The following is a 24,618-nucleotide window of genomic DNA, read 5'->3' as shown; positions in this document are numbered from 1 at the left end:
TCAGTTCGTGTAAACCTCGGCCCGGTCCACGCTCACGAACGCGGCCTGGGACTGGGCGTTGCGCTCCCCGGTCACCCGGATCCGCAGGGTGTGCGTGCCGTAGGGGAGTTTGGGGCTGACGTACTGGAGGGTCTCGCCGGTGCGGATCGCGCCGTAGAAGTCGACGCGTTGTTCCGTGCCGCCGTCGACGCTGATAGCGGCGATGCCGTTGCCGGTGTCGCGGACGGACAGCAGGGCGATACGGGTGCCGGTGAAGGTGAACGTGGCGGTGTTGCCCGCCCGGTCGCTCCAGTGGTCGTCGCTCCAGAAGCACTGGGTGGCGCAGCCGGTACCGCTGTTCCAGGTGCCCGTGTAGGCGACGGTTCCCGCGCCGCTGGAGCGGCCGTCGTCGTTGATCCAGTAGGTGCCGGAGCCCGGGTCGCCGGAGGGCAGGTCCTGGGTGGCGCCGAGGGCGAGCGGGCGGCCGAGGTTCGGGCTGCCGTCGGCGTTCCAGGTGATCTTCTGGGCGCGGGTCGTGCGGTCTGTGTAGGTGTACGTCGAGGTTGTCTTGGCGTGGTAGACCATCCAGTCCTCCGTGCCGTCGGGGGACTTGAAGAAGGCGTGGTGGCCGGGGCCGTAGACGCCGCGGTCGTCGGCTCGGGAGAACAGCGGTCCGTTGTGCTGGGTCCAGGACGCGGGCCGCAGCGGGTCTCCGCCGTTGGGCAGGGACAGCATCCAGACCTGGTAGTCCGGCTTGCCGGTGTCGCAGGTCGAATACGTCATCCAGGTACGGCCGTTGCGGTTGAGGAACTCCGGGCCCTCGCGAACCTCGGGGCAGCCGCCTGCGGCATCGAGGGCGACCGCGTTGCCGGAGACGGTGTACGGGTTGGCCATCGGGGCGACGTTGAGGCCGTTGTGCTGGTACTGGTTGATGCCGCTGTAGGCCAGGTAGAGGCGGCCGTTGTGCTGGAACACGGCCGGGTCGATGGCGAAGTCGGAAGCGTGGTTCGGTGGGGTGAGCTTGGCCTTGAAGTGGTACGGGCCGGCCGGGTCGTCGCCGTCGGACTCCAGGACGTAGAGCCGGTGGTGGTCGTCGATGCCGTCGTCGGCGGTGTAGTAGAGGTACCAGCGGTCGCCGAAGCGGTAGAACTCCGGGGCCCAGATGTTGCGGTTGCGGGAAGGGTCGGTGTCCGTCCAGACGGTCACCGGATCTGCGGTGAGCAGAGTGCTCAGCGAGGGCGAGCGCCACATGCGGATGCTGCCGCCCTGGGTGGTGGTGAGGTAGTAGTTGCCCTTGAAGTGCGTCATGTACGGGTCGGGCCCGGGGTTGAGCGGGTTGCGGAACGTCCCCGTCGCGGCAGCCTTCGGCTTGGGTGCGGCGGTCGACGACGGGACGACGGCGAGGCCGAGCAGGAGGGCCAGGAGGACTGCCAGGAGGGTACTGCGAGGGCGGGTACGCACGAATGACTCCTCACATCGATGTAAAAGAACGGCGACAGGTACTCACTGGCCGCCGAGACCGGTCGTCGCCACGGACTTCACGATGTGCCGCTGGAAGAACATGAAGACCACGACGAGGGGCAGGGCGGCCAGAACTGCGGAGGCCATGGACTGGGCGTACTGGATGCCGTAGGCGTCCTTCACGGAGGTGATGCCGACCGGCAGGGTCATCAGGGCCGGGTCGGACGTCGACACGAACGGCCACAGGAAGTTGTTCCACGCGCCGATGAACACGAAGATCGCGACGGCGGCGAGCATCGGACGGGACAGCGGGAGCAGTACCGACCAGAAGACGCGCCAGTGGCCGGCCCCGTCGATGCGTGCCGCCTCCTCCAGCTCCTTGGGCAGCGAGTCGAAGTGCTTCTTCAGGATGAACACCATCACCGGTGCCACGGTCTGCGGCAGGATCACCGCGGCATAGGTGTCGAGCAGGTGCAGGCTGAGCATCTGCTGGAACCACGGCACGATGAGCAGCTGGGGCGGGACGAGGACGGCGGCCACGGTGAGGGCGAAGAGCCGGCGCCGGCCGGCGAAGTGGGTGCGGGAGAAGGCGTATCCGGCCATCGCCGAGACCAGCACCGTGATCACGGTGACGGCGGCCGAGATGAGGAAGCTGTTGAGCATCCACAGCGGCAGGTCCCCGCGCTTCCAGACGGTGCTGAAGCCGTCGAAGGTCAGTCCGTCCGGGGGCCAGAACCAGTGGTCGGGGTCGCTCGCGTCCTGCTCGGTCTTGAAGGCGGTCAGCAGCGCCCACGCCATGGGCAGCAGCCACACCACGGCCATCACGGTGAGCGCGGCCAGGGCCAGCAGGCGGGAGGTTCTGCCCTCCCCGAGGCTGAGGTGCGTACGCCCTCGTGGTGCGCGGCGCCGGGCCGTCAGATCCCTTATGCCGCCGGTGACTTGAGGGGCAGGGCGGACGGGCAGTTCGGTGGAGGTCATGTCACTTCTCCCGGCGGCGGAGGGCGGTGTACTGGGCGGCGGAGGCGAGGATGACGAGGGCGAAGAAGATGTAGCTGATCGCCGAGGCGTAGCCGAGCCGATAGCCCGTGAAGCCGATGTCGTACACGTACTCGATCACCGGGCGTGTGGAGTTGTTGGGGCCACCCTTGGTCAGCAGGTACACCTGGTCGAACACCTTCAGTGAGGCCAGGATCTGAAGGACCGTGATGACCATGGTGATGCGGCTGAGCTGGGGCAGGGTGACCGACCACAGGCGCCGCCAGGCCCCGGCGCCGTCGATGGCGGCCGCCTCGTACAGATGGTCCGGGATCGACTGCAACGCGGCCAGGTAGAGCAGGAAGTTGAAGCCGACGGTCCACCACAGGGTGGTCAGGACGATCGCCCACATGGCGACCGACTCGTCGCTGAGCCAGGCCACTTGGTCGAGGCCGAGCAGGTCGAGAAGGTGGTTGTACAGGCCGAGGTCGGGCTGGTACAGCCAGATCCACAGCAGGCTGACGACGCCGACGGGCAACAGGTAGGGGGCGAAGAACGCCAGCCGCCACACCCACTGGCCGGGCAGGCCGGTGTGGACGAGCAGGGCCATGCCGAGGGCGACGGCGACGAGCGGGACGGTCGACAGGACGGTGAACCACACGGTGTGGCCGAGGGCGCGCCACATCTCCGCGTCCTTGAGGGCTTCGGTGAAGTTGTCGAGGCCGACGTAGGAGGGGTCGTGGGCGGACAGGGACTGGTCGGTCAGGCTCATCCACAGTCCCTGGCCCAGCGGCCAGAGCATGAAGACGGCGAAGAGGGTGAGGAAGGGGAGGGCGAAGAGCAGGCCGGGTGGCAGCAGCCGGCGTACCGACAGGGCCCCAGTGCGGGGCGAGGCGTGGGGAGAGGACATCGTTGTGCCTCCTGCGCGGGTCGTTCGCAGCCGGGGTCAGGCCGGGCTGGGCTTGGAGAGGAAGGTGTTCAGGCGCCGCACCATGGCGCGCGCCGCGCGGTCGGGCGCGAGGCCGTCGAGGAGGGCCTGCTGGAGGACTTGGGACATAGCGTTCTGGAAGTCGGATCCGGCGCCGGCGAACCAGACGGCCGGGTCGAGCACGACGTGGCTCTGCGCCTGCACGTAGTGCGCCTGCGGCTTCAGACGCTCGTACTCCGTCGTGCGGGTCACGGGCCGGTAGGACGGGATGTGCCCGGCGGTGGCCCAGATCTGGCCCGCTTTGAGAAGGGCGGCGACCGCGCGGTGGGTGCGGCGGCGGTGCTCGGCGTCGGGGTCGGGGTGGTGCGGGAGGACGAAGGCGTGGGAGTCGGCGTACACGGCGGGTGTGCCGAACACCGTGGGGAAAGGCGCCGCTGAGACGTTCTCGTCCGCGGCGCGGAAGGTGCCGAGCTCCCACTCCCCCGAAAGGATCATCGCTGTCTGCCGGTTGGCGAAGGCGGCGATGGCCGCCGCGTAGTCCAGCCGGCGGGGGTTGACCGTGCCGTCGACGAGCTGGGTCATGAAGGCGATCACCTCCGCCATGCGGTCCACGTCGACCTCGGCGGGGCCGCCCTCGGGCAGACGGAAGGCTCCGCCGGTCTGCCGGTACAGGCCGTAGAACAGGCGCCAGCCCTGGGCGCTGTCGGTGACGTAGCCGAAAGCGATGCCCTGTTTGCCGGAGGCCTTCGCGAGTTCCTTTCCGGCGGCCAGGAAGTTCGCGGGTGAGTTGAAGGCCTGTGTGTCCAGTGCGCCGCCTTTGGTCAACAGGCCTGCCTTGGCGGCCGGTTCGGGGTGGAAGAACACGATGAAGGGGTGGGTGTCGAGCGGAATGGCGTAGGTCTTGCCGTCGAACTGGGTGCGGGACCACACCGCGTCGGCGAAATCGCCCTGGCCGACGCCGTGTTCCGCCAGGGCGTCCAGGTCCCACGGGTCCAGCAGGCCGGTGGGCGCGTATCCGGCCAGGCGGGACATGTGGGCGACGGCCACGTCCGGGCCCCGGCCGCCCGCGGAGGCCATGGCGAGCTTGGTGTAGTACGGGGTGCCCCACTCCAGGACGGTGCGCTCGACGCGGGTTCCGGGCATGTCGGGGCGCGCGGTGCGCACCATGTCGTTGAGCAGGCCGCCGTCGGCCCCGCTGAACAGGTCCCAGAGGCGCACGGTCGACTCGTCGGCGGCGAGTGCGGATCCGCAGCCGCTGAGCGCGCCGGCACCGAGGACCGCGGCCCCAGAGGCGAGGGCGCTCGTGAGCAGGCGGCGCCTGGTCGGTCCGGGGCGACCGACTGGTGCGGGCAGGCCGGTCATGGGGCTCCTTCCCCGGGCGACGGGAGGGGGGTGGGCGTGGGCCTCGCCCTCTGCCGCCGCCGTCGGTTTTACATCGATGTAATTGACGGGCAGGGTTCACTGCTTCCGCAGTGGGGTCGGTGGGGCTACGGCGCCTGTTCGAATGCTGCCGGGCGCAGCTGGGCGTCCCGCAGCCGCGCGGTGTCGACCTTGTCGGTGCGGTCGAAGCGGTAGACGCCGTTGCGTTCCTGGAAGACGTCGGTGAGCTGGGTGTAGCAGTAGCCGAACATGTCCGGGTCCTCCAGCAGTACGCCGGTCAGGCCGGCGAAGCGGTCGATGAACTCCTCGGCGCTGCACGGCCGTTCGCCGTACCCCCAGGAGGTGTCCGGCTCGTTGCCCGCCGCGGCCGCCGCCTGCGGGTCCCACCAGATGCCGCCGAACTCGCTGCAGAAGTACGGCTGTCCGCGGTAGGGCACCGACCAGGGCCGTCCGTCCGGGCCCCGGTTGGTGTAGGGCCGGTCCTGCGCCAGGCCGTCCATCGTCTTGGCGAAGGCGGTCGGGTCCTGCTCGTAGCAATGGGAGTCGTACACGTCGGTCTCCGCCACCCGGTGCGCGTAGCCGGAGGCGTCGATCACCGGGCGGGTCGGGTCGGCCTGCTTGGTGGCCAGAAACATCGCCCGGGTGACGTCGTCGAGTTGGGTGATGCGGTCGTGCAGGGGCTGGTACGTCTCGTTCAGCGGGCACCAGCCGACGATCGACGGGTGGGAGTAGTCGCGCTCCAGGGTCTCCAGCCACTGCGTGACGTAATTGGCGTCGGGACGCTGGTTGTCGTCGCGGACGCCGACCTCGCAGCCCCAGTCGCCGAACTCGCCCCAGACCAGGTAGCCGAGCCGGTCGGCGTGGTAGAGGTAGCGCTCCTCGAAGACCTTCTGGTGCAGGCGGGCGCCGTTGAAGCCGGCGCGCAGGCCCAGTTCGATGTCCCGGACCAGGTCGGCGTCGCTCGGGGCCGTCATCAGGCCGTCCGGGTAGTAGCCCTGGTCGAGGACGAGGCGCTGGAAGACGGGGGTGCCGTTGAGCAGCAGCCGCTTGCCGTGGACGGCAACCGAGCGCAGTCCGGCGTAGGAGCGTGCCGCGTCGACGACCGCCCCGTCGACGTCGAGGACTTCCAGGGTCAGGTCGTACAGGTGGGGATCCTGCGGGGACCAGACGCGCAGGCGGTCGGCGGGCAGCGGCAGGACGAGCCTGGGGCACAGGTCGAGGTCCGCGCGGGCCTCGGCGGCGGTGATGTCCCCCTGGCCGTCGGAGAGCGTGGCGCGGACGCGGTGGCCGGGCGCGTTGGCGGTCAGCGGCAGTTCCAGGAAGAAGGAGTCGGAGGCCAGGTCGGGGGTGATGCGCGGGCGCTTGAGGGCGACGGTGCGCGGTACGGCCTCCAGCCACACGGTCTGCCAGATGCCGGTGGTACGGGTGTAGTGGCAGTGGGAGTTGGCGTACCAGGTGGCCTGCTTGCCGCGCGCCTGGACGCCGTGGCGGCTGTCCCGGGCCCGTACGACGATCGTCAGCTCCTCGCCGGGTACGGCGATGTCGCCGAGGTCGGCGGTGAAGGGCGTGAAACCGCCGCGGTGCCGGGCGACTTCGCTGCCGTTGGCCCAGACCGTGGTGTCGTGGTCGACCGCCCCGAAGTGCAGCAGAACGCGGGCGTCGGACCAGTCGGCGGGCACGGTGACCGTTCTGCGGTACCAGACGGCCTCCAGGAAGTCGGTCTCCCCGACCCCGGACAGCACCGACTCGGGGCAGAAGGGGACGACGATCGTGCCGGTGAGGTCGCGTGCGGGCAGGCCGCGCTCCAGGCCGGTGTCCGAGCGGTCAATCTCGAACTGCCACTCGCCGTTGAGGTTGAGCCAGGCCTCACGGACGAACTGCGGCCTGGGGTGTTCGGGGCGGGGCGGGTCCGGGAGGTGCGGGACGGACATGGTGCTCCTTGCATCGAGAGTGCCGGTCGGTGCGAGGCTCATGTCACCATGAGATTTACATCGATGTAAACACCTGTGCAGAGACTGATCCGGCAGGAAAACCGCTTTCTCGGGGTCGGTACGATCACGTCGACCGAAAGGATGGGGACAGCGTGGCGGCCAGACCAAGACTCAAGGACGTGGCGGAGTACGCCGGGGTCTCCCCCAAGACCGTCTCCAACGTGATCAACGACTTCGAGCACGTCTCGGAGCAGACCCGCGCCGCCGTGCGCGAGGCGATCGACGCGCTGGGCTACCGGGTCAACATCGCGGGCCGTCAGCTACGGCAGGGCCGGACCGGCATGATCACCCTGGTCGTGCCGGAACTCGACGTCGCCTACTTCTCCGAGCTGGCCAAGCACGTCATGGCCGAGGCCGACCGGCGCGGCCGCACCGTCCTGCTCCACCAGACCGGAGCCGTGCGCCAACGCGAACTGGCCGCGCTGCGCGGCTTCGACACCCAGTTCTCCGACGGTCTGATCCTCAGCCCGCTGGCCCTGCTCCCCCACGACCTCGCCACCCGTGACCGCAGGCTGCCCGTGGTCCTGCTCGGCGAGCGCTCCGTCGAGGGCAGCACCGACCACGTCGGCATCGACAACACCAGGGCGGCCCGGGACGCCACCGAACACCTGCTCGCCCGGGGGCGGCGCCGCATCGCCGTGATCGGCGGCGCCGTCCGCGGCCGCCAGGGCACCGACCGACTGCGCACCGACGGCTACCGCGAGGCGCTCAAGGCGGCCGGTCTGCCCTTCGACGCCGGACTGGTGGTGCCGGTGGAGGCGTATCACTGGCAGGACGGGGCCCGGGCCGCGACGGCGCTCATGGAGCGGGCCACTCCCCCGGACGCGCTGCTGTGCCTCAACGATCACATGGCGCTGGGCGCCCTGCGCGCCCTGCACGAGCTGGGCCGTTCGGTGCCCGACGACCTCGACGTGGTCGGCTTCGACGACATCGAGGCTTCCCGCTTCAGCGTACCCTCGCTGACGACCGTCGCACCGGACAAGCAAGAGATCGCGCGTGCAGCGGTGTCCCTGCTGCTGGAGCGGATCGACGATCCGGACGGGGGGCCGTTGCAGGATCATGTGGCCGGGCATCAGGTCATCGTGCGGGAGAGCAGCGGGGGCTGACGCAGGGGCGGGCGACCCGACCGCCTCCATGGGCCCGACACCGGCCGGCCGCTCCGCCTCCGCCCCGCCGCGTAGGGCACGGGCCACCCGCGGGCATCACCCTCGCTGCTGGCACCCCCGCATGCACCCCCGCGTGCTTCCGTGCGCGGGCTCTGATGGCCGAATTCCCGCCATTGATACGGCACTTGGCCGCGCACTGGGTAGTCACATCGCGGTGGCATCGGGGATGGCTTGGGGGCTGACACTGTGGCGCGCTTGTCGTGGACGTCCGGCACCTTCGAGTCACGTCGTGCGCGGCGGCGGCAGACCGTGCGCCTGCTGCGAGCCCGCGGACTGTACGGGCCCCGGTTCCGCGATGTACTGCCGACGCTCGTGCTCGTGGTGGCGGCGGTGTGCTCCCTGGTCGCGCTGCTCTCCTGGGGCTACCGTGCCGCGGGGATCGCGGTCCCGCTCGCCGGTGCCATGGTCACCGGCTGCGCCGTCACGCTCTGGGTGCGCCGTCGGCGTCCGGGTGCTCGTCGGCGTCTCGGGTACTACACGCCGGACGAGCTTCTCGAACTCGACACCGAGGACCTCGCGCTGGCCGTGGCGCGGATGCTGCGCCGGGACGGGTGGCGGGTGCGGCTGATGCCCGCGCCCGACCGGCCGCGCGTGTGCGCGCGAAACACCGACGGCCGTCACCTGGACGTGGCCTTTCGGCCGGTGGCCGAGCCCCTGCCCGACGAGGACCCGCCCCATCCCCCCACGCGCCGCGGGAAGCCGGACGAGGAGGGCCTCCGCCTTGTCGTTCACCGGGGTACCTTCGCGGCCCGCGACATGCGATGGGCGCGACGAGAGGGCAAGACCTGCCTGCTCGACGGCTCCGCGTTACGGCGTTGGGGAGCGGGCGAGCCGCTGGGCGAGCTGCTCGCCGAAGAGGTGTGAGCCCGAGCGGCGCATCGTCGGCCGACGACTCCCCGGGTGCGGGGCGGCGCCCGTCTGCCGGCTGCCGTGCGGCAGGATGAGGAGCATGAGCGTGGTCAAGATCAACGTACTGACCGTCCCCGCCGAGCAGCGCGAGACGCTGGAGAAGCGCTTCGCCTCCCGTGCGCACGCCGTGGAGAGCTCTGACGGGTTCGAGTGGTTCGAACTCCTGCGGCCCGTCGAGGGCACCGACAACTACCTCGTCTACACGCGCTGGCGCGACGAGGAGTCCTTCCATACTTGACATCCTCCCCCTCTCAAAAGAGGGGGATTCCAACCCAGGTGGGCTGAGGTTCACGGGCGCTCGAACGGCCGGTGGCCGTTGTCACCCCTCCGGTACCGGCTGAGCGCCGGGGGCGGGGAATCCCGCTCTGTCCTACCGCGACGTTGGTTGCTGCGTTCTCATCTGCGTTGCAGGTGAAGCCGCACTCGGTGCACCGGAACTCGGCTTGGCTCTTGCGCGAGTTCTTGTCGATCCATCCGCAGGCGCTGCATCGCAGGGAGGTGTACGGGGCGGGTACGTCCTCGACCCGGCCGGGAGCCTTGTGCTCGGTGCGCTGCCGTAGCAGGCCCCAGCCCTGGGCGAGGACAGCCCGGTTGAGAGCCCGCTTCTGGGCGACTCGTTTACCCGGCTCCTGCACGGTGCCCTTGGCCGAGCGGGTCATGTTCTTGATGTTCAGCTTCTCGAACCGTACCAAGTCATAGGTGCGGGCGAGCATCGTTGAGGTCTTGTCGCACCAGTCCTTGCGCCGGTTTGCCTCACGTGCCTTGAGCTTGGCGACCTTCGCATACCCGGCGGTCTTCTCCGGACTGTTCTTGGGCGCGCGGGCTGCGCGGCGCTGGTGCTTGCGGATCTGCGCCCGTTCCTTGACGGTGAGCTGCGGGCAGTTCAGCTTCCGCCCGTCCGAGAGCGCTGCGGTGATCTTCACGCCCCGGTCAATGCCGATGACCTCGCCCGTGCCGGGTGCGTCGATCGGTTCGGGGATGACCGCAAACGCGACATGCCACTGATCGTTACGGAAGGTGACCCGGAATGTCTTCGCCTGCGGCAGCCCGGAACCGTTGCCCTTGCGGCTGAGTCGGAACCGGACCCAGCTGCAACCAGGCACCTTCACCTGAGCCCAGCGCCGGTTGAGTTTTTGTACTACCACCGAGCGGCCCATGACCTGCTTGCCCTTGGCGTTCTGCCTCGGCGACCCGTCCGACTCGAACTCCGGCAGCCGATCGGTACCGATGACCCGGAAGCCTTCGTGCACGTACTTCTTGCGCCAGGTCGGCTCACCGAAGTCGGAGGTGAACTTGGCGTTCTTGGCCTTGGTGAAGTCCTTCAGGGCCTGCTGCTGCACATCCGCGTTGCCAGCACGCAGCCATTCGTTGTCACGCCGGGCCTCGGTGAGCTGGCGGCACTGCTCGGCGAAAGCAGGTGCGGACTTGCGCCACCTGCGCCAGTGCGAGTGCTGCTCGACGGCGAGGTTCCACACATACCGTGCGTGCGCGCAGTGCAAGAGCATCTGCTCTTCCTGCGCACGCGTCGGGTACATACGGAACTTTGCCATGCCGCCACAGTAGCGGCATGATCAAGTCCACGCTCCGTATCCCCGAAGACCTCCACCAACAACTGACCGACCAGGCGGTCACCGACCGGCGGTCCCTCAACGCCGAGATTCTGCACCTGCTTGAGGTCGCCCTCAGCGCCGTACCTTCCGGAACGCAGAATCGCCCTGGCGGCGATTCTGCTTCCCCTGCCCCGCTACGCGGGAGCGGGCATTCATCCCGGCCCTGAAGGACTTTGTTGGCGGATTCGCCCTTGGCGATCTTGTTTGGTCGGGCAGTCTGGCAGGGTTCGGTCTCATCTCGCGGGGAGGCAAGGGAGGGCTGCGATGTCGCTGCGCCCTGTGCCCGCACCGTCCGTCCCGGAGGCCACCGCGCGGGTGGCGCGGGCCGCGTTCCGCAAGGGTTGCCTGGCAATGCGGATCCGGGACGAGCTCGGTCCGCTGTTTGAAGACGAACAGTTCGCTTCGGCGTTTCCGTGCCGGGGCGGCCCGGCATGGTCGCCGGGGCAACTGGCGATGGTCAGCGTGCTGCAGTTTGCGGAAGGGCTGACGGACCGGCAGGCCGCGGATGCGGTGCGTGGGCGGATCGACGTCAAGTACGCGCTCGGCCTGGAGCTGGACGATCCCGGGTTCGATTTCTCGGTGCTCAGCGAGTTCCGGGACCGGCTGATCTCGCACGGGCTGGAGGAGCTGGTCCTTAACCGGCTGCTGGAACGGGTGGGTGAGTTAGGGCTACTGCGGGCGGGAGGCCGCCAGCGCACCGACTCCACGCATGTGCTGGCCCAGGTGCGGACCCTGAACCGGATGGAGTTCGTGGGCGAGACCCTGCGCGCCGCGCTGGAGACGCTGGCGGCCGCGGCGCCCGGCTGGTTGCGGCAGATCGCCGTCCCGGAGTGGTTCGAGCGCTACGGCAAGCGCATCGACTCCTTCCGCTTCCCCAAAGGGGCCGATGCGCGGCAGCAGTGGGCGCTGAGCGTGGGACAGGACGGATTCGCGCTGCTGGAAGCTGCCTATGCGCCCGACGCGCCCGGCTGGCTGCGTCACATGGAGGCGGTGCAGGTCCTGCGGGCCGCGTGGGTGCAGCAGTACCACCGCGACGACAAGGGGGTGCGCTGGCGGGAGGGCAAGGACCTCCCGCCGGGCAGGCTGAGGCTGTCCAGCCCCTACGACGCCGACACCCGCTACAGCGTCAAGCGCGGCGCGGGCTGGGACGGCTACAAGGTCCACTTCACCGAGACCTGCGAGTCGGATGCTCCGCACCTGATCACGAACGTGGCCACCACCGACGCCACTGTTCCCGACGTGGAGATCACCGAGCCCGTCCACCGTGCTCTGGCCGCACGCGGCCTGCTGCCCGCAGTCCATCTGGTCGACTCCGGCTACACCTCCGCCGCACTGCTGGTGACCGCGGCCGGGCAGGACATCGAGCTGATGGGGCCGGTCTTCGCCGACACCACCGCCCAGGGCCGGGCCGGGGACGGCCTGGGACAGGACGCCTTCACTGTCGACTGGCCGGCCCGCACCGTCATCTGCCCTCGAGGGCAGCGCAGTGTCAGCTGGTCCGAGCAGCGCAAACCCACCGGCACCGAGATCATCCGGGTCCACTTCGCCAAGACCGACTGCGACGCCTGCCCGGTGCGCGCAGCGTGCACCAGCGCCAAGAGCAAGTGGGGCCGCAGCCTGACCCTGCTCACCCAGCCCCAGCAGGAAGCCCTCGACCAGCGCCGATGCGAGCAGCAGACCGACGAGTGGCAGGCCGCCTACGGCACACTAGCCGGGGTCGAAGGCACCATCTCCCAGGCCGTCCGGGTGACCCGGACACGCACCACGCCCTACCGTGGATTACGCAAGACCCACCTCGGCCACGTCCTGACCGCCGCCGGACTCAACCTCCACCGCCTGAACACCTGGTGGACCGGCACCCCCATCGGCACCACCCACATCAGCCGATTCGCCCGCCTCGGGCTGGAACTGGCCGCCTGATCAACCGAATCCGCCAACAAAGTCCTGAAGGACCGGGCACCCTGCCCGAAAGCAAGGTGGATGGAGGGTCCGATGAAGGCAGCCCATCAGGGCGGTGGCGGGGAGGGCGGCGAGCGCGGCCGGCGGCCAGCGGGTCCACCCTGTGGTCCTTCGACGTGGTGCAGCAGGCGGCGCCCAAGGGCGCCTAGCGTCCACGCATCCGGCAGCACCCTACGAGGCCGGCGCCGTGCTGCTCGCTCGCGCGGGCTTCAGGCGTCGGCCCCGTCGGCAGCGGGGGTGCGCTGTGCCTCGTAGCGGAGAGCCGCGCCGGTGAGCAGCGCGCCGAGTCCCTCCCACAGGCCGACGCCAAGGAAGCCTGAAGGGGCGCGTCCGCCGATCACCGCGAGCGTGAAGACCGTGCACGTCAGCAGCCGGAAGGGGACGGTCCAGCGGAAGAACGCCTTCCAGTCCGAGAGAGCGGCCAGCACGTAGTACACGCCCATGTTGACCGCCGCCATGGAGGAGGCGGTCACGAAGACCAGGGTGTGGTCTCCCTCCGTGCGCCGGGACCCCCTCTGGGCCGTAAAGCCCATGGCGGTGAGGAGGACGTCCGGCGCAGTCAGCCCCACGACGTCCAGGGCTGCGGCGAGGGCGCCGAACACGGCCATGGTCCAGCCGGACGGGGAGCGGGGCGGAAACCGCACTAAGTGGTCTGCGTCGTAAGTCCTTCGGGGGTTGATCATGTTGCCGGGGCGGCGGAGGATTCTTCTGGGTGATCGGCGGTGTGCCGGTCGAGCCTGGCCAGGAGATCGTCCAGGTCGGAGGTGGTGAATCTCCACTGGAACGGCTGTGCCGTGGCGTTGTAGCGGTCTTCGAAGGCTCGGAGCCGGTCCGCGACCTCGTTGAGGTCGGTGAAGTCGTTGGGTGTCACGACCTTGCGCTGCACAACGGAGAAGTAGATCTCCACCTGGTTTAACCAGGAGGCGTGGACCGGGGTGTGGACGAGGACCGTGTTCGGGTAGGCGGCGGTCAGCCGGTCGGCGGCCTTCTTGCCGCGGTGGGAGGAGCCGTTGTCCACGACCCAGAACACACGTTTCGCGCTGGCGTAGGGCTCTTGGGTCATGACCTGGTCGACCAGGGCCATGAACGGGGCGATGCCGGTTCTCGGCTCGCAGCGGCCGAAAGTCTTCGCGTGGTGGACGTCGTAGGCGGCCAGGTAGGCCAGGGCGCCACCGCGGCCGTAGGTGTGGTTCACCCGCATCGCCCTGGCCTGCCCGGGGCCAGGGCGGGGTGGCAGCGGCAGCGGGCCTGGATGGAGGTCTTCTCATCCGCGCTGATCACGTACTCGTCCGCGCAAAGCGCTTCGCCGTTCCAGATGCGGGCATAGAGGTCGAGCACGCGCTCGGCCCTGGACCGGAAGGCAGGGTCGGTGATGAAGATCCAGGACTGGTACTGCCAGGGCTTGAGCGCGTCCTGCTTGAGCCAGCGCCGCACGGTGGAGGCGGAGATCGCGCCGGCGATGGCGCGGCCGACGACCTCGCGGGCCAGCTCCGGGGCCGACCAGCGCGAGAGCGGTGTGCCGCTCTCGGCGGGCAGTTGGCAGGCCAGGGCCTTGACCTGGGCGGTCTGCAGCGGTGTGAAGGAGGCGGGACGCCCGGAGCGCTTGCGGTCGGACAGGGCGGGCAGCCGGTGCTCGGCGAATCGGCCGCGCCAGGTGCGGACGGTGTCCAGGTGCAGCCCCATCTCGCGGGCGATGCGGGCGTTGGGGCGGCCCCGGGCCGCGTGCAGGACGACCTGGGCGCGCTGACGGAGCCGGTGCTCGGTCTTGTGGCCGTAGGCCATCGTCTTGAGCCGCTTGCGCTCGGAGGCGGTCAGGGTTATCGGGCGGGCAGGGGCAACGGGCAAGGCGGGCAAGCCGATCACGAGAAGTGGATCACGACAGGCCGTATCCTGCCCGCCCCCGATCGCCGACCCTCCGGCAGGATGTCCGCTGTGCCAACGCCCTCGGAACATGCCCGGCTCCAACTCGAGCTGTATCTGAACATGCGCGCCAAGGCCGCTTGGCCGCAGCTGGCCGGCCTGCGCGTCCGCCATCGGGGCCAGTACGCCTACGTGGACGGCGAACTGGCCTACGGCCAGAGCGTCAAGCTGATGCGCCTGCGCTACCACGGCACCGCCAGCCGTTGGGGCTTCGCCCTGCACGACCCGGCCAGCGACCGCTACCAGGACGCCCTCCTGCCCACCGGCAGTGGCAGCGGCACCCCGGAGGACGCCCTCGACACCGCCTGCCACCTCCACCTCACCGCCTTCGACAGCTGACAGCTGACAGCTGACAGCTGACAGCTGACAGCTGACAGCGCACACACCCACGACCGGCTCCGAAGTCAACCCCCGAAGGACTTACGACGCAGACCACTAAGTCCTCCGCTTCTGAAGGGTGTTGGGCTTGCTGTAGTCCTCTGCTTATCGCGTTGGCAGGGACCGCCATGTACCAGGGTCCAGCGTGTGATCCCGCGCGGGCTCACGGCCTGAAGTCGACCTACCGCCGCCTGCGGCGACCCGGCACAATGGGCGCCGCCGTTTCCAACGGTCGGCGCAGACACGCTGCATCACACCGGCATCACCGCACCGAAACCCAGCACACCTGGCCAACCCTTCGACGGTCTTCGGGGAGTTGTGGGCGATGAGAGCACGCCGTACCACCATGGGACGTTTCCGGCCGACCGCCCGCGCACTGAGCCTGCTCGTCGTGACCTTCCTCGCCGTGTCCGCAACGGGCGCGGCCGCCGCGCCTGAGGCCGACGCAGTGACGGCACCCGCGACGCAGGCCTCACCCCACGCAGCGGCACGCGCCGCCTCGGCCGTCGAGGCCCTGGGGATCGCCGGGACGGCCTGGGCCGTGGACCAGCGCAGCGGGACACTGCGGGTCCACGCCGACTCCACGGTGACGGACACCGGTCTCGCCCGGCTCCGACAGGTCGCCGCGCGTTTCGCCGGTGGTATGACCCTCGAACGGCAGGACGGCAGGCTCCGCACCCTCGTGTCGGGCGGCGACGGCGTCTACGCCTCCGGCCTGCGCTGCTCGGCGGGGGTCAACGTGCGCAGCGGAACCACGTACTACTTCGTCACCGCCGGGCACTGCACGGACACCACGTCCACCTGGTACACCAGTTCCGCCCAGACCACCGCGATCGGCCCCACCACCAGCAGCAGCTTCCCGGGCGACGACTTCGGCGTCGTACGCTACGCCAACGCGGCCGTGCCGCACCCCGGCACGATCGGAACCATCGACGTCACCGGCACCGCGACCGCCTACGTCGGCCAGAGCGTCTGCCGCCGCGGCGCGACCACCGGTGTCCACTGCGGCAGGGTCACCGCGCTGAACGCAACCGTCAACTACGGCGGCGGCACCACCGTCTACGGACTCATCCAGACCAACATCTGCGCCGAGCCCGGCGACAGCGGCGGCCCGCTCTACGCCGGCGACAAGGTCATCGGCATCCTCTCCGGCGGTTCCGGCAACTGCGCCACCGGCGGGACCACCTACTACCAGCCCATCCAGGAAGTCCTCGCCATCCACGGCCTGTCCGTCTACTGACGCACAGGGCGCCCGAAGCCCCGGTTCAGGGCGTGCGGATTGTGGACCCGGCCTCACGGCATGCTGCCCAGTCTCGGGCCGCAGCAGTGAGCGCAGCACGGTGAGGCAGCGGGCGCGTATGCTCCCAGTCCTGCCACGCCGCGTAGACGGTGCGCGCAAAGACGGTCACGGTCGCCGGGTCAGCCGCGTGGTACGCGGGAACCTGCCGCGCGACCGCCAATGACGCTTGTCAACGGGCGGGCGTAAGGTCCCGCGCATGAAATCGTTGATCACTGCCGTTCGCGAGCAGGACGAAGCCGCCCGTTTCCTCGCTTGGCCGGGTGATTTCGACCTGGACCGAGGCGACCATGTCGAGGATGTCCACCTCGCCTCGGGCGCGGCGCTGGAGGGATTCGCCGGCGACGGCGCCGGGGGCACCTTCTTCTTCTGCGGCGAAGGTGGTGAGGAACGTCCTGTCTTGTACGCGGACTCCGAAGGAGGTGCGGCGCTCGTTGCGATCGGTCTGCCCGAACTCCTGCAGCTCCTGCTGATCGTCCCATGGTGGCGCGACTGCCAAACGTTCACCGTAGAGGGGCCACAGGGTGCCTACGACGTTGCGGTAGCCGGCCAGGAGGAACGCGGAGGCGACGGTGATGGCCTCGTCCGGGACGACGTAGCCGCCCCGGGCCGTGCTGCATGCCGACAGGAACGCCAGATCGGCGTTCAGGTCGAGCCTGCTGACTTCTGTCACGCGCAGTTCCGTGCCGTCATGCAGGACCAGGCAGCCCGACGAGTTGTGAGCCGGTCGGCCCAAAGCCTCCGCGACAGGCGACAGCAGAGGTCACCACCCAGGCAGTGAGCCCTCCCTGTGATTGCTCAGGGCTGGGCTCGGGCGATGAGCAGCGCGATGTCGTCCTCACCACCGGGCGACTGCAGAATTTCCAGGATGCGGTCGCAGGTGTCTTCCAGTTCGTGGCCACCTGTCGCGGTGAAGGCGTCGAGGAGGTTGTCCAGGCGCGCATCGATGGGTTCGCTTCGGATTTCGACCAGGCCATCGGTGTAGAGGGCCAGCTCGTCGCCGGGGCGCAAGGCGATGGTGGTGGCCTCGAAAGGGACCCCGCCGACGCCCAGCGGTGCCCCGGTGGGAAGGTCGAGCAGCTGGGCTGCGTGGCCGACACGCAGCAGCACCGGGGGCAGGTGGCCGGCGAGGCAGATCTCGCACTGGTCTTGGTGAGGATCGTAGACGCAGTAGATGCAGGTGGTGATGGTCTGCTCCACACCTTCGGTCAGGTGATCCAGGTGATGCAGGACCTCGGCGGGGGCGAGGTCGAGTTCGGCGAAGGCTCGGGCAGCGCTGCGGAGTTGCCCCATGGTGGCGGCGGCATTTATGCCGCTGCCCATGACGTCCCCGACGACCAAGGCGGTTTTGTCCCCCGGGAGAGGTATAGCGTCGTACCAGTCGCCGCCGATCTCACTCGTGGCGCCGGCGGGCTGATAACGGCAGGCAACCTCCAAGCCCGGCAGGTGCGACGGGAGTTCGGGAAGCAGACTGCGCTGGAGGGTGAGGGCCGCATGGCGCTGTGCCTGGTATCCGCGGGCATTGTCAATGCAGACCGCGGCTCGGGCGGCCAACTCCCAGGCGAGGAACGCGTCGTCGTCGTCGAAAGGCGCAGGGTTCCGGGTGCGTATGAGGTCAAGGACGCCCAGGACTTCGCCCCGGGCTATGAGCGGCACAGCCAGGTAGGAGTGCACGCCGGCGGCCTCGAGGAGGGAGGCAGCCGTGCCATGGCGGGCGATGCGCTCCAGATCCCGACGAGTGGTGTGGGGCACCAGAACCGGTCGGCGAGTACGCACGCACTGGGTGATCAGGCGGTCGATGTCGTAGGTGGCGAGTCCCTCCGGCGGGTCGGCCGCGCGGGCCGCCTCGGTGGGGTAGGCCGCGCTGACGGCGAGGGCGCGGAAGGCCGGGCCCTCATATGGTGCGGTCCGACCGTCGAGCGCGCTGTCGAGTACGTCCACAGCGGCCACATCGGCCAGGACCGGTACGACGACGTCGGCAAGCTCGCGCGCTGTCGTCTCCAGATCGAGGGTGGTACCCACACAGGCGGAGGCCTCGGCGATCAGCGCCAGCCGTTGCCGGGCCTGTGTCGCCTCTGCAGCGGCTCGATGACGCTCAGTGACGTCGATGACGGAGTAGGCCAGGCCCAGCACCCTCCCACCGGAATCCTCCAGCCGGTAGTACGAGACGGACCAGGCATGCTCGTGGTCCGGGTCGGCGGGGGGACGACAGACGATGTGCCGGTCCACGACCGACTCGCCCGTCTCAAGGACACGGCGCAGACGTGCCTCGGGGTCCGTGTCCAGGAAGGTCAGAACCTCACCGGCTGGCCGGCCGAGACGCTCGGCGGCGGACTGACCGGTGATGCGTTCGAGAGCAGGATTCACGGCCAGGTACCGCAGGTCCGGGTCCAGAATGGCCAGCCCGATCGGGGACTGGGACACCAGACGCATGGCCAGGGCGGCATCTCGCTCGATCCGTTCCATAGTTGCCTGGTCCGCGGCAAGGCCGAGGGCGTAGACGCCACCGACGTCGTCCAGCAGCCGCATGTTACGGAACTCCACCAGGCGGGTGCTGCCGTCCTTGTGCCGGATCGGGAAGGCCCCGGCCCAGTCGGTACCGGATTCCATGACCTCGGCGAACAGCCTGATCACCTCGTCCCGGTGCTCCTCGTGGACCGTCAGCGGAGCCGCGTACTGACCTAGCGCTTCCCCTGCGGTGTAGCCGAACAGTTCCTCGGCCTTCGAGCTCCAGAAGACCACCTGGCCCTGCGCGTTCAGCACCACCGCAGCGACGCTGAGCAGATCGAGCAGGCCGCTGGGCGGCGTGAGGGGACCCGCCACTGACCGGCCGTCGCCTGCTCGGGAGGAGTCCGTCTTGCCCATGCCTCATTTTCCCTCCCGCTCGGTGCCTCGGCTCGTGCCATTCCGCGGGCGCTCTGACTTCATCCATGTCGTCCCGGACCGAGGCAGCACACACCTGGACCGACTGATGGACACATCGGTCAGCCGTGGGTGATCGTGTGGGCGCGAAGGGGAGCGGCGAAAATTCACATGCTGATCGTTCCGGTTTTGCTGTCGATGCGATCAAGAAGCACCCCGGCCAAGCAGGCGGACGAGCAGACGAAGTCCGATGCTGCTGACGATCTCGAGTGCGGCCCGGAGCGGAGATCCGGCACCCGGCCCCGAGGAGGACAGCGAAGCAACAAACCTGCCGGGAGACGATCGGAACCGCTGCGGCCTGATCTTCCCCCGCAGCAGCGTCGGCGAGCCGGCGCCGGGGTCGCTCGCCAAGACCGCCTGATCGGCACCAAAGGGCGGACCTCAACGCAGCGCGTGAGCACCAACGCAGCACGGGAGAGGTGGAGGCGGCCGCGAGACCGCTCCATCGGCACCCTCGGCCTCAGCCTCCCTGAGGTCGCCGAGCAGCCGATGGCGGACGGCCTTGAACCAATGGGCTCGAAATAGACCTTCCTGTCGCTCGTGCCTTTCCATTCCACTCCCGAATACGCCCCGATCCACTCCCGAATACGCCCCGACAGGACACGGCCGGACGCCGGGGCGGTGGCGGTGGGCTCGAAGCACGAAGGCAAGGCAGCGGGGCCCTGCCCGCAGACCTTCACACCACGCCGGCTCTCGACACCACTGGCCCCCGGCCATCGCCTTGCCGAGTCCGAGCGCGGCAAGCCGGAGCATGGCGAGACAGTCGAAAGCCGACCGGGGACAGCCGTTTCAAGGCCTGCTCCAAGGTCAACAGCATGCCACGCTGTTCGACCCGATCTTCGAAAACCGGCCTCGGGCATCCTCCGCGGCAGTCCCCTCAGCCTCACCGAGAAGCTGGTGCCGGTCACCGCCGCAACCGCTCGTTCCCTCGCCTCTCAGCGGCTCCACACATGGGACCTGAACGACGTCGTGTCCGGCAGACCATCGGTGGTCGCCCTGTGTGAGCAGGTGGCAGTCACGCGTGCGGTTGTCGTCCGTCGTGCGGCACGGGATGCTGAGGGAGCAGGAAGGGAAGCGGTGTCATGGATCGTTTTCCGAAGGCGGCCAACGTCGATTTCCACAGTCCCTTGGAGCTCTCCAAGGCCGCCACCGCGGTGCTGGACGACGAAGGCCGCATTTCCGGGTGGGGATCCTCCGCCCAGCGCCTCCTCGGACATTCACCCGAGGACGTGCTGGGCCAGTCGGCTGCCCGGCTGCTGGCAGCGACCCCGGGGCAGCGCCCGTCCGCCCTCTGCAAGGCGCACAGGCCTCGCAGCACCGTCTTGGACCTCTGCTGTCGAGACGGACGTACCCTGCGCGCGGCCGTGACGTTCAGCCCGCTCGCGCACCGGGGCCTCGCTGCGACCGTCGTGGTCGCGGCCGACCTGGAGGCACTACGCGGCTGGGAGGCGCAGCTGGCGGTGCTGCAGGGACTGGCGACCGAGTCTCAAGTGGGCCTGACGATCTTCGATACCGATATGCGCGTCGTCTGGGGAAACGTCTCCACCGACCTGGAACTCGCGGGGATCGCCCAGTACATCGGCCGACCGGCCGTGGATCTCTTTCCTGAAGGCGAATTCATCTCCCGCCACCACCCTCCGGACGAAGACCAGGTGATGGAGCACGTGCTGACGACGGGGGAACCGATCACCGGCATGCACTATCGCGGGCGCGCCCCCGCCGACCCGGTGCGCGAGCACGTCTGGTCCTGCTCGTACCACCGGCTGCTGGACGCCCGAGGCGAACCGCTGGGGCTGTTCGAGGAGTCCCTGGACATCACCGACCGCTACCGCGCCCAGGAACGCCTGTCGCTGCTGGTGCGGGCAGGAAAGCGCATCGGTGCCTCGCTGGACGTGCGTCGTACAGCCGCGGAGCTTGCCGACGTGGCAGTACCGCAGCTGGCCGACGAAGTACTGGTGGACCTGCCGCCGGCGGTCATCGAGGGACGGCAGCCGCCGACGGGCTCGGCGCCGGGACACAGTCTCCTGCGGATGCACGGCCGGACCCCGGAAGAGTTCCGGACCAGTCCCGTCTCCTACCCACCCTCGTCACCACAGGCTCTGAGCCTGGCCACCAGCCGCCCCGTCGTCGACGCCTGCCCGCCCGACGTACCGGGCGAGGGGGGATCGGCCTCGCACTCCTGTCTCTTCGTCCCGCTGCTCACCCGCGATGCAGTCCTGGGCCTTGCCACCTTCCGGCGCAGCAGCAACCCCGACCCCTTTGGCGCCGAGGAGCAGACGCTCGCCGTAGAACTGGCCGAGCGAGCCGCCGTCGGCATCGACAACGCCCGCCGTTACACCAGCCAGCATGAGGCGGCCCTGGTACTGCAGCGAAGCCTGCTGCCACAGCACCTGCCCGAGCAGAGCGCGGTCGACGTGGCGTACCGCTACCTGCCTGCCGACAGCCGCGTGGGCGTCGGCGGCGACTGGTTCGACGTGATCCCGCTGTCCGGTGCCAGAGTGGGCCTTACTGTCGGCGACGTGGTGGGCCACGGCGTGCACGCGGCCGCGACCATGGGCCGGTTGCGCGCCACCGTACGGACTCTGGCCCTGCTGGACTTGGATCCGGCAGAGTTGCTCACCCGGCTGAACGACCTGGTCGCGCAGGACTCGGAGCCCCACGCAGGCGACGGGCTGAGCGACGAGGCGCTCGGGGTGACCTGCCTGTACGCGATCTACGACCCGGTCAGCGGCCGGTGCGTCTGGGCGAGCGCGGGCCATCCCCCGCCGATCGTGGCCGATGCGAGCGGCTCGGTGGCCTGGTCCGCGCTGGCGCCGGGACCGCCCCTGGGGTTGGGCGGCCTGCCCTACGAGAACGTCGAGCTGAGCCTGTCCAGCGGCAGCGTAGTGGCGTTCTTCACCGACGGCGTCGTGGAGGACCGGCGCACCGATATCGACAGCGGAATCGACCGCCTGGCCCACGTGCTCACCTGGCAACGATGCCCAGTGGAGGAGCTGTGTGACCGGGCGCTGTCGACCGTGCCGCCCGGACCACAGGCAGACGATGCCACGCTGCTGCTCGTCCGCACCCGGCGGCTCGACGCCGACCATGTGGCGGACCTGGAGCTGCCGCCCGACCCGGCCATGGTGGCTCACGCCCGCACACTCACCGAGCGCCAATTGGCGACCTGGGGCCTGTCCGAACTGTCGTTCACCGCCGCGCTCGTGGTGAGCGAGCTGGTCACCAACGGCATCCGGTACGCCACCGGGCCCGTCATGCTGAGGCTGATCAGGGATCGCTGCCTGCTGTGCGAGGTCTCCGACAACGCGCACACCGCACCCCACCTGCGGCGAGCGCGTCGGGACGACGAGGGAGGCCGCGGCCTGTTCCTCGTCGCCCAGGTGTCCCAGCGGTGGGGCACGCGGTACACCTCGTCCGGGAAGACCATCTGGGCCGAGCTGGCCATCCCCTAGCGGTGGTTTGTCAGACCGGGCAGTAGAGGTCAAGAGGGCGGGACCGGGGCCAGGGCGAGACCGGTGCGCAGCGCGCTCCAGTGCCAGACCTCCTGGCACCACAGCACGTTCGACAGCAGCATGATCGCGAAGGCGATCCCGAACACGAGGCTGCCCGCGTTTGCCGCTCCGAAGCGCGGCAGCCGCAGCAGGTCCAGACGGGTCTTCTACACCTCCGCGCTGATCAGCATCCGCTGCTGCGAGGAGTCCCGCCGCTTCTACGATCGCAAACGAGCTGAGGACAAACGGCACGTCCAGGCCGTGCTCGCCCTGGCCCGCCGACGAGTCAACGTCCTGTGGGCCCTGCTGCGTGACGGACGGTGCTACCAACTCACACCTCCCGTCACCGAGGCAGCTTGACAACGTCATTGGGAGTCATAGGCGATCAGTGATCGTTCGATCTTGGCGTTGGTGGTCCAGTTGTGCCAGATGCCAGCGGCCAGGGCGAGGAGGCGTTGTGCGGTCCGCGCGAAGACCCCGGCCGGGATTCTGCCGCCGCATTGTTCGAGGCTGAGCCGGCCCTTGAAGGTGTCGATGACGGCCTCAATCCACTGACGGACCCGGGCGATCTTCCCGTGCCGGGCGGGTTCGTCCTTGCGGTCCGGCCACACCAGGTGAACACCGAGCCGATCGGCGAGGAAGGCTTCGAGCTCCTTGCCCGCGAAGCCCTTGTCGGCAAGGATCACCTGCCCGGCCAGCACGAGGCGGCGGTCGCGTTCCAGCAGCGCGGCCATCACCTCCCGCTCCCCGACCGTCGGGTTGGCCAGGCACCAGGTGATGGGCATGCCTTCGGCGGTGGTGACCAGGTGGAGCCGAAAGCCCCGGAAGAACCGGGAGTGGCTGCGGCAGTAGCCGTATCCGGCCTGCCCGGCCGGCTCGGAGCGTTTGACGGTCTCGCGAAAGGCGGCACAGGGCAGCGGGATGGAGTCGATCAGCCGCAGGTCGCCGTGCCAGGTCGGCACCTGCCGGGCCAGGGCCTCGATCACGTGGCTGATCAGCGGGCCGGGGGCGTTGAGCCGCTTGTTGTCGGCGGACTGCCGGGGCAGGTAGCGGAAGAGGTGTCCCAGCCGGGCATGGGCGAAGCGGATCCAGTGCCGGGCAGAGGGGAAGACGGGCAGCGGTTGCACCGACTGCCATACCGATTTCACCCGATTGCACTGGATGAGGTGGCTCGGCGCCACGGAGGCGTGAAGCTGACTGCCGTAGGGCCTGACGGAGAGAGAGAACAGAATGAGTGCGGTCCATGGCATACGAGGCCACGCACGGCGTCTCCACGGCGCGGCGGCTGGATTCGCCGTCGCCGCCCTGTGCGCGGTCCCGGCGGCACCTGCTGCGGCGGACGGTGGCGCAGGCGGCGTGAAGCCCACCATCGTGCTGGTGCACGGCGCCTTCGCCGACGGGTCCAGCTGGAACGGAGTGGTCAAACGCCTGCAGCAGGCGGGGTATCCGGTCATTGCTCCCGCCAACCCGCTGCGCGGGCTGGCCAGTGACGCCGAGTACGTCCACAGCGTGCTGAAGAGCGTGCACGGACCGGTCGTGCTCGTCGGTCACTCCTACGGCGGCGCCGTGATCAGCGAAGCTGCCGTCGGTGACGCCAAGGTCAAGGCGCTGGTCTACATCGCCGCCTTCACCCCCGCGGCAGGGGAGAGTGCCCTCGAACTGTCCAGCAAGTTCCCCGGGAGCACTCTCGGCCCCGCCCTCAACAATGTGCCCTTCCCCCTTCCCGGCGGTGGCACCGGCACCGACCAGTACATCAAGGCCGACAAGTTCCACGACCAGTTCGCCGCCGACGTGCCCAGATCAGTCACCGACCTGATGGCCGCCACCCAGCGTCCCGTGGCCGCCTCGGCCCTGGAGGAGAAGGCCACCAAGTCGGCCTGGAAGACAATCCCCTCCTGGACTCTGATCACCACCGAGGACCGCAACATCCCACCGGCCGCGCAGCGCTTCATGGCCCAGCGCGCCCACGCGCACACCGTCGAGGTCAAGGCGTCCCACGCCGTCTCGGTCTCCCAGCCGGGCGTGGTCACCCGCCTGATCGAGCGGGCCTCCCAGGCCACCGCCAGCACGACGACGACCGTCACTGACTCTTCCGGCCCGGCCCTCGCGGACACCGGCTCCGGGCGGCCGGCCACGCAGGCCATCACCCTCAGCGGCATAGCCGTTGTGTCGGTGGCCGCCGGCTCTGCCGTCGTCCTCCTCGGCCGCCGGTGGCGATCGGAAGCGAAAAGCGGTCGCTAAGGACCGGTCAG

20 protein-coding genes and 4 pseudogenes are annotated in these 24,618 nt (G+C 69.4%); 12 read left to right on the top strand and 12 right to left on the bottom strand.

Annotated elements, in window-relative coordinates; genetic code table 11:
* The 5 genes from StrepF001_RS12090 to StrepF001_RS12070 form a co-directional block, all read right to left on the bottom strand.
* A complete protein-coding gene (locus StrepF001_RS12090; protein ID WP_129798237.1) occupies window positions 1–1,440 on the bottom strand; it encodes a glycoside hydrolase family 43 protein in 1,440 nt (479 codons plus the stop codon).
* A gap of 42 nt (window positions 1,441–1,482) precedes the next feature.
* Window positions 1,483–2,418 carry a carbohydrate ABC transporter permease gene (locus StrepF001_RS12085; protein WP_129798236.1) on the bottom strand — a complete coding sequence of 312 codons (936 nt, stop codon included), beginning with the start codon at window positions 2,416–2,418 and terminating at the stop codon, window positions 1,483–1,485.
* 1 nt (window position 2,419) lies between these two features.
* Window positions 2,420–3,325: a sugar ABC transporter permease gene (locus StrepF001_RS12080; protein WP_129798235.1), complete on the bottom strand. Its 906-nt coding sequence runs from the start codon at window positions 3,323–3,325 to the stop codon at window positions 2,420–2,422.
* Window positions 3,326–3,361: 36 nt separating this feature from the next.
* Entirely contained in the window at window positions 3,362–4,705 is a 1,344-nt protein-coding gene (locus StrepF001_RS12075; RefSeq protein WP_129798234.1) for an extracellular solute-binding protein, read from the bottom strand.
* A gap of 125 nt (window positions 4,706–4,830) precedes the next feature.
* Entirely contained in the window at window positions 4,831–6,654 is a 1,824-nt protein-coding gene (locus StrepF001_RS12070) for a sugar-binding domain-containing protein (protein ID WP_129798233.1), read from the bottom strand.
* Window positions 6,655–6,806: 152 nt separating this feature from the next.
* Here StrepF001_RS12070 and StrepF001_RS12065 point away from each other — a divergent pair, with 152 nt between their 5' ends.
* The 3 genes and pseudogenes from StrepF001_RS12065 to StrepF001_RS12055 all read left to right on the top strand — a co-directional run.
* Window positions 6,807–7,820 carry a LacI family DNA-binding transcriptional regulator gene (locus StrepF001_RS12065; protein WP_129798232.1) on the top strand — a complete coding sequence of 338 codons (1,014 nt, stop codon included), beginning with the start codon at window positions 6,807–6,809 and terminating at the stop codon, window positions 7,818–7,820.
* A 246-nt stretch (window positions 7,821–8,066) separates the two neighbouring features.
* A complete protein-coding gene (locus StrepF001_RS12060) occupies window positions 8,067–8,744 on the top strand; it encodes a hypothetical protein (protein ID WP_129798447.1) in 678 nt (225 codons plus the stop codon).
* A gap of 85 nt (window positions 8,745–8,829) precedes the next feature.
* Window positions 8,830–9,018 (top strand): annotated as a pseudogene (locus tag StrepF001_RS12055) (antibiotic biosynthesis monooxygenase); the annotation flags it as partial.
* 22 nt (window positions 9,019–9,040) lie between these two features.
* Here StrepF001_RS12055 and StrepF001_RS12050 read toward each other — a convergent pair.
* Entirely contained in the window at window positions 9,041–10,339 is a 1,299-nt protein-coding gene (locus StrepF001_RS12050; RefSeq protein ID WP_129798231.1) for an RNA-guided endonuclease TnpB family protein, read from the bottom strand.
* A gap of 17 nt (window positions 10,340–10,356) precedes the next feature.
* Between StrepF001_RS12050 and StrepF001_RS50055 the strand changes: the two genes are divergently transcribed.
* From StrepF001_RS50055 to StrepF001_RS47660, 3 genes and pseudogenes are all read left to right on the top strand, one after another.
* Window positions 10,357–10,566 (top strand): Arc family DNA-binding protein, encoded by a 210-nt coding sequence (locus StrepF001_RS50055; RefSeq protein WP_129798230.1) that lies wholly within the window; start codon window positions 10,357–10,359, stop codon window positions 10,564–10,566.
* Between the two features lie 97 nt (window positions 10,567–10,663).
* The gene (locus StrepF001_RS12040) at window positions 10,664–12,319 is read left to right on the top strand and encodes an IS1182 family transposase (protein WP_129798229.1); all 1,656 of its coding nucleotides are present in this window, start codon (window positions 10,664–10,666) and stop codon (window positions 12,317–12,319) included.
* Between the two features lie 57 nt (window positions 12,320–12,376).
* Window positions 12,377–12,507 (top strand): annotated as a pseudogene (locus tag StrepF001_RS47660) (antibiotic biosynthesis monooxygenase); the annotation flags it as partial.
* Window positions 12,508–12,567: 60 nt separating this feature from the next.
* Here StrepF001_RS47660 and StrepF001_RS12030 read toward each other — a convergent pair.
* The 3 genes from StrepF001_RS12030 to StrepF001_RS47650 all read right to left on the bottom strand — a co-directional run bounded on the left by StrepF001_RS12030 (window position 12,568) and on the right by StrepF001_RS47650 (window position 14,212).
* A complete protein-coding gene (locus StrepF001_RS12030) occupies window positions 12,568–12,966 on the bottom strand; it encodes a hypothetical protein (RefSeq protein WP_206306824.1) in 399 nt (132 codons plus the stop codon).
* 71 nt (window positions 12,967–13,037) lie between these two features.
* Window positions 13,038–13,553, bottom strand: a complete 516-nt coding sequence (locus tag StrepF001_RS47655) for a transposase (protein ID WP_240797427.1) — start codon at window positions 13,551–13,553, stop codon at window positions 13,038–13,040.
* A complete protein-coding gene (locus StrepF001_RS47650) occupies window positions 13,550–14,212 on the bottom strand; it encodes a helix-turn-helix domain-containing protein (protein ID WP_240797426.1) in 663 nt (220 codons plus the stop codon). Before StrepF001_RS47650 ends, StrepF001_RS47655 begins: the two co-directional genes overlap by 4 nt.
* A gap of 69 nt (window positions 14,213–14,281) precedes the next feature.
* On the opposite strand from StrepF001_RS47650, the gene StrepF001_RS12020 reads away from it, so the two are divergent.
* Both StrepF001_RS12020 and StrepF001_RS12015 read left to right on the top strand, forming a co-directional pair.
* Window positions 14,282–14,617, top strand: a complete 336-nt coding sequence (locus tag StrepF001_RS12020) for a hypothetical protein (RefSeq protein ID WP_206306814.1) — start codon at window positions 14,282–14,284, stop codon at window positions 14,615–14,617.
* Between the two features lie 364 nt (window positions 14,618–14,981).
* A complete protein-coding gene (locus StrepF001_RS12015) occupies window positions 14,982–15,896 on the top strand; it encodes a S1 family peptidase (RefSeq protein WP_129798228.1) in 915 nt (304 codons plus the stop codon).
* Between the two features lie 229 nt (window positions 15,897–16,125).
* Here the strand turns inward: StrepF001_RS12015 and StrepF001_RS50050 are convergent, their stop codons facing one another.
* Both StrepF001_RS50050 and StrepF001_RS12005 read right to left on the bottom strand, forming a co-directional pair.
* Complete coding sequence (locus StrepF001_RS50050; protein WP_206306823.1) at window positions 16,126–16,689, bottom strand: CHAT domain-containing protein; 564 nt, start codon at window positions 16,687–16,689, stop codon at window positions 16,126–16,128.
* 62 nt (window positions 16,690–16,751) lie between these two features.
* A complete protein-coding gene (locus StrepF001_RS12005; RefSeq protein WP_129798226.1) occupies window positions 16,752–18,818 on the bottom strand; it encodes a SpoIIE family protein phosphatase in 2,067 nt (688 codons plus the stop codon).
* Between the two features lie 247 nt (window positions 18,819–19,065).
* Between StrepF001_RS12005 and StrepF001_RS45550 the strand changes: the two genes are divergently transcribed.
* The 3 genes and pseudogenes from StrepF001_RS45550 to StrepF001_RS11990 form a co-directional block, all read left to right on the top strand.
* Window positions 19,066–19,236: a hypothetical protein gene (locus tag StrepF001_RS45550; RefSeq protein WP_165396235.1), complete on the top strand. Its 171-nt coding sequence runs from the start codon at window positions 19,066–19,068 to the stop codon at window positions 19,234–19,236.
* A gap of 721 nt (window positions 19,237–19,957) precedes the next feature.
* Window positions 19,958–22,327: a SpoIIE family protein phosphatase gene (locus StrepF001_RS12000; protein ID WP_129798225.1), complete on the top strand. Its 2,370-nt coding sequence runs from the start codon at window positions 19,958–19,960 to the stop codon at window positions 22,325–22,327.
* Window positions 22,328–22,495: 168 nt separating this feature from the next.
* Window positions 22,496–22,726: pseudogene (locus StrepF001_RS11990) on the top strand (IS110 family transposase); the annotation flags it as partial.
* A 5-nt stretch (window positions 22,727–22,731) separates the two neighbouring features.
* Here the strand turns inward: StrepF001_RS11990 and StrepF001_RS11985 are convergent.
* A pseudogene (locus StrepF001_RS11985) lies at window positions 22,732–23,457 on the bottom strand (IS982 family transposase); the annotation flags it as partial.
* Between the two features lie 265 nt (window positions 23,458–23,722).
* Here StrepF001_RS11985 and StrepF001_RS11980 point away from each other — a divergent pair.
* Entirely contained in the window at window positions 23,723–24,607 is an 885-nt protein-coding gene (locus StrepF001_RS11980; protein ID WP_240797425.1) for an alpha/beta hydrolase, read from the top strand.
* The last annotated feature ends 11 nt before the right edge of the window (window positions 24,608–24,618 follow it).

Origin of the sequence: Streptomyces sp. F001 (assembly GCF_004187715.1) — a bacterium.
Lineage (GTDB): Bacteria > Actinomycetota > Actinomycetes > Streptomycetales > Streptomycetaceae > Streptomyces > Streptomyces flavusporus.
Note: the sequence above shows the minus strand (reverse complement) of the source record. Positions and strands in the feature narration are given on the sequence as shown.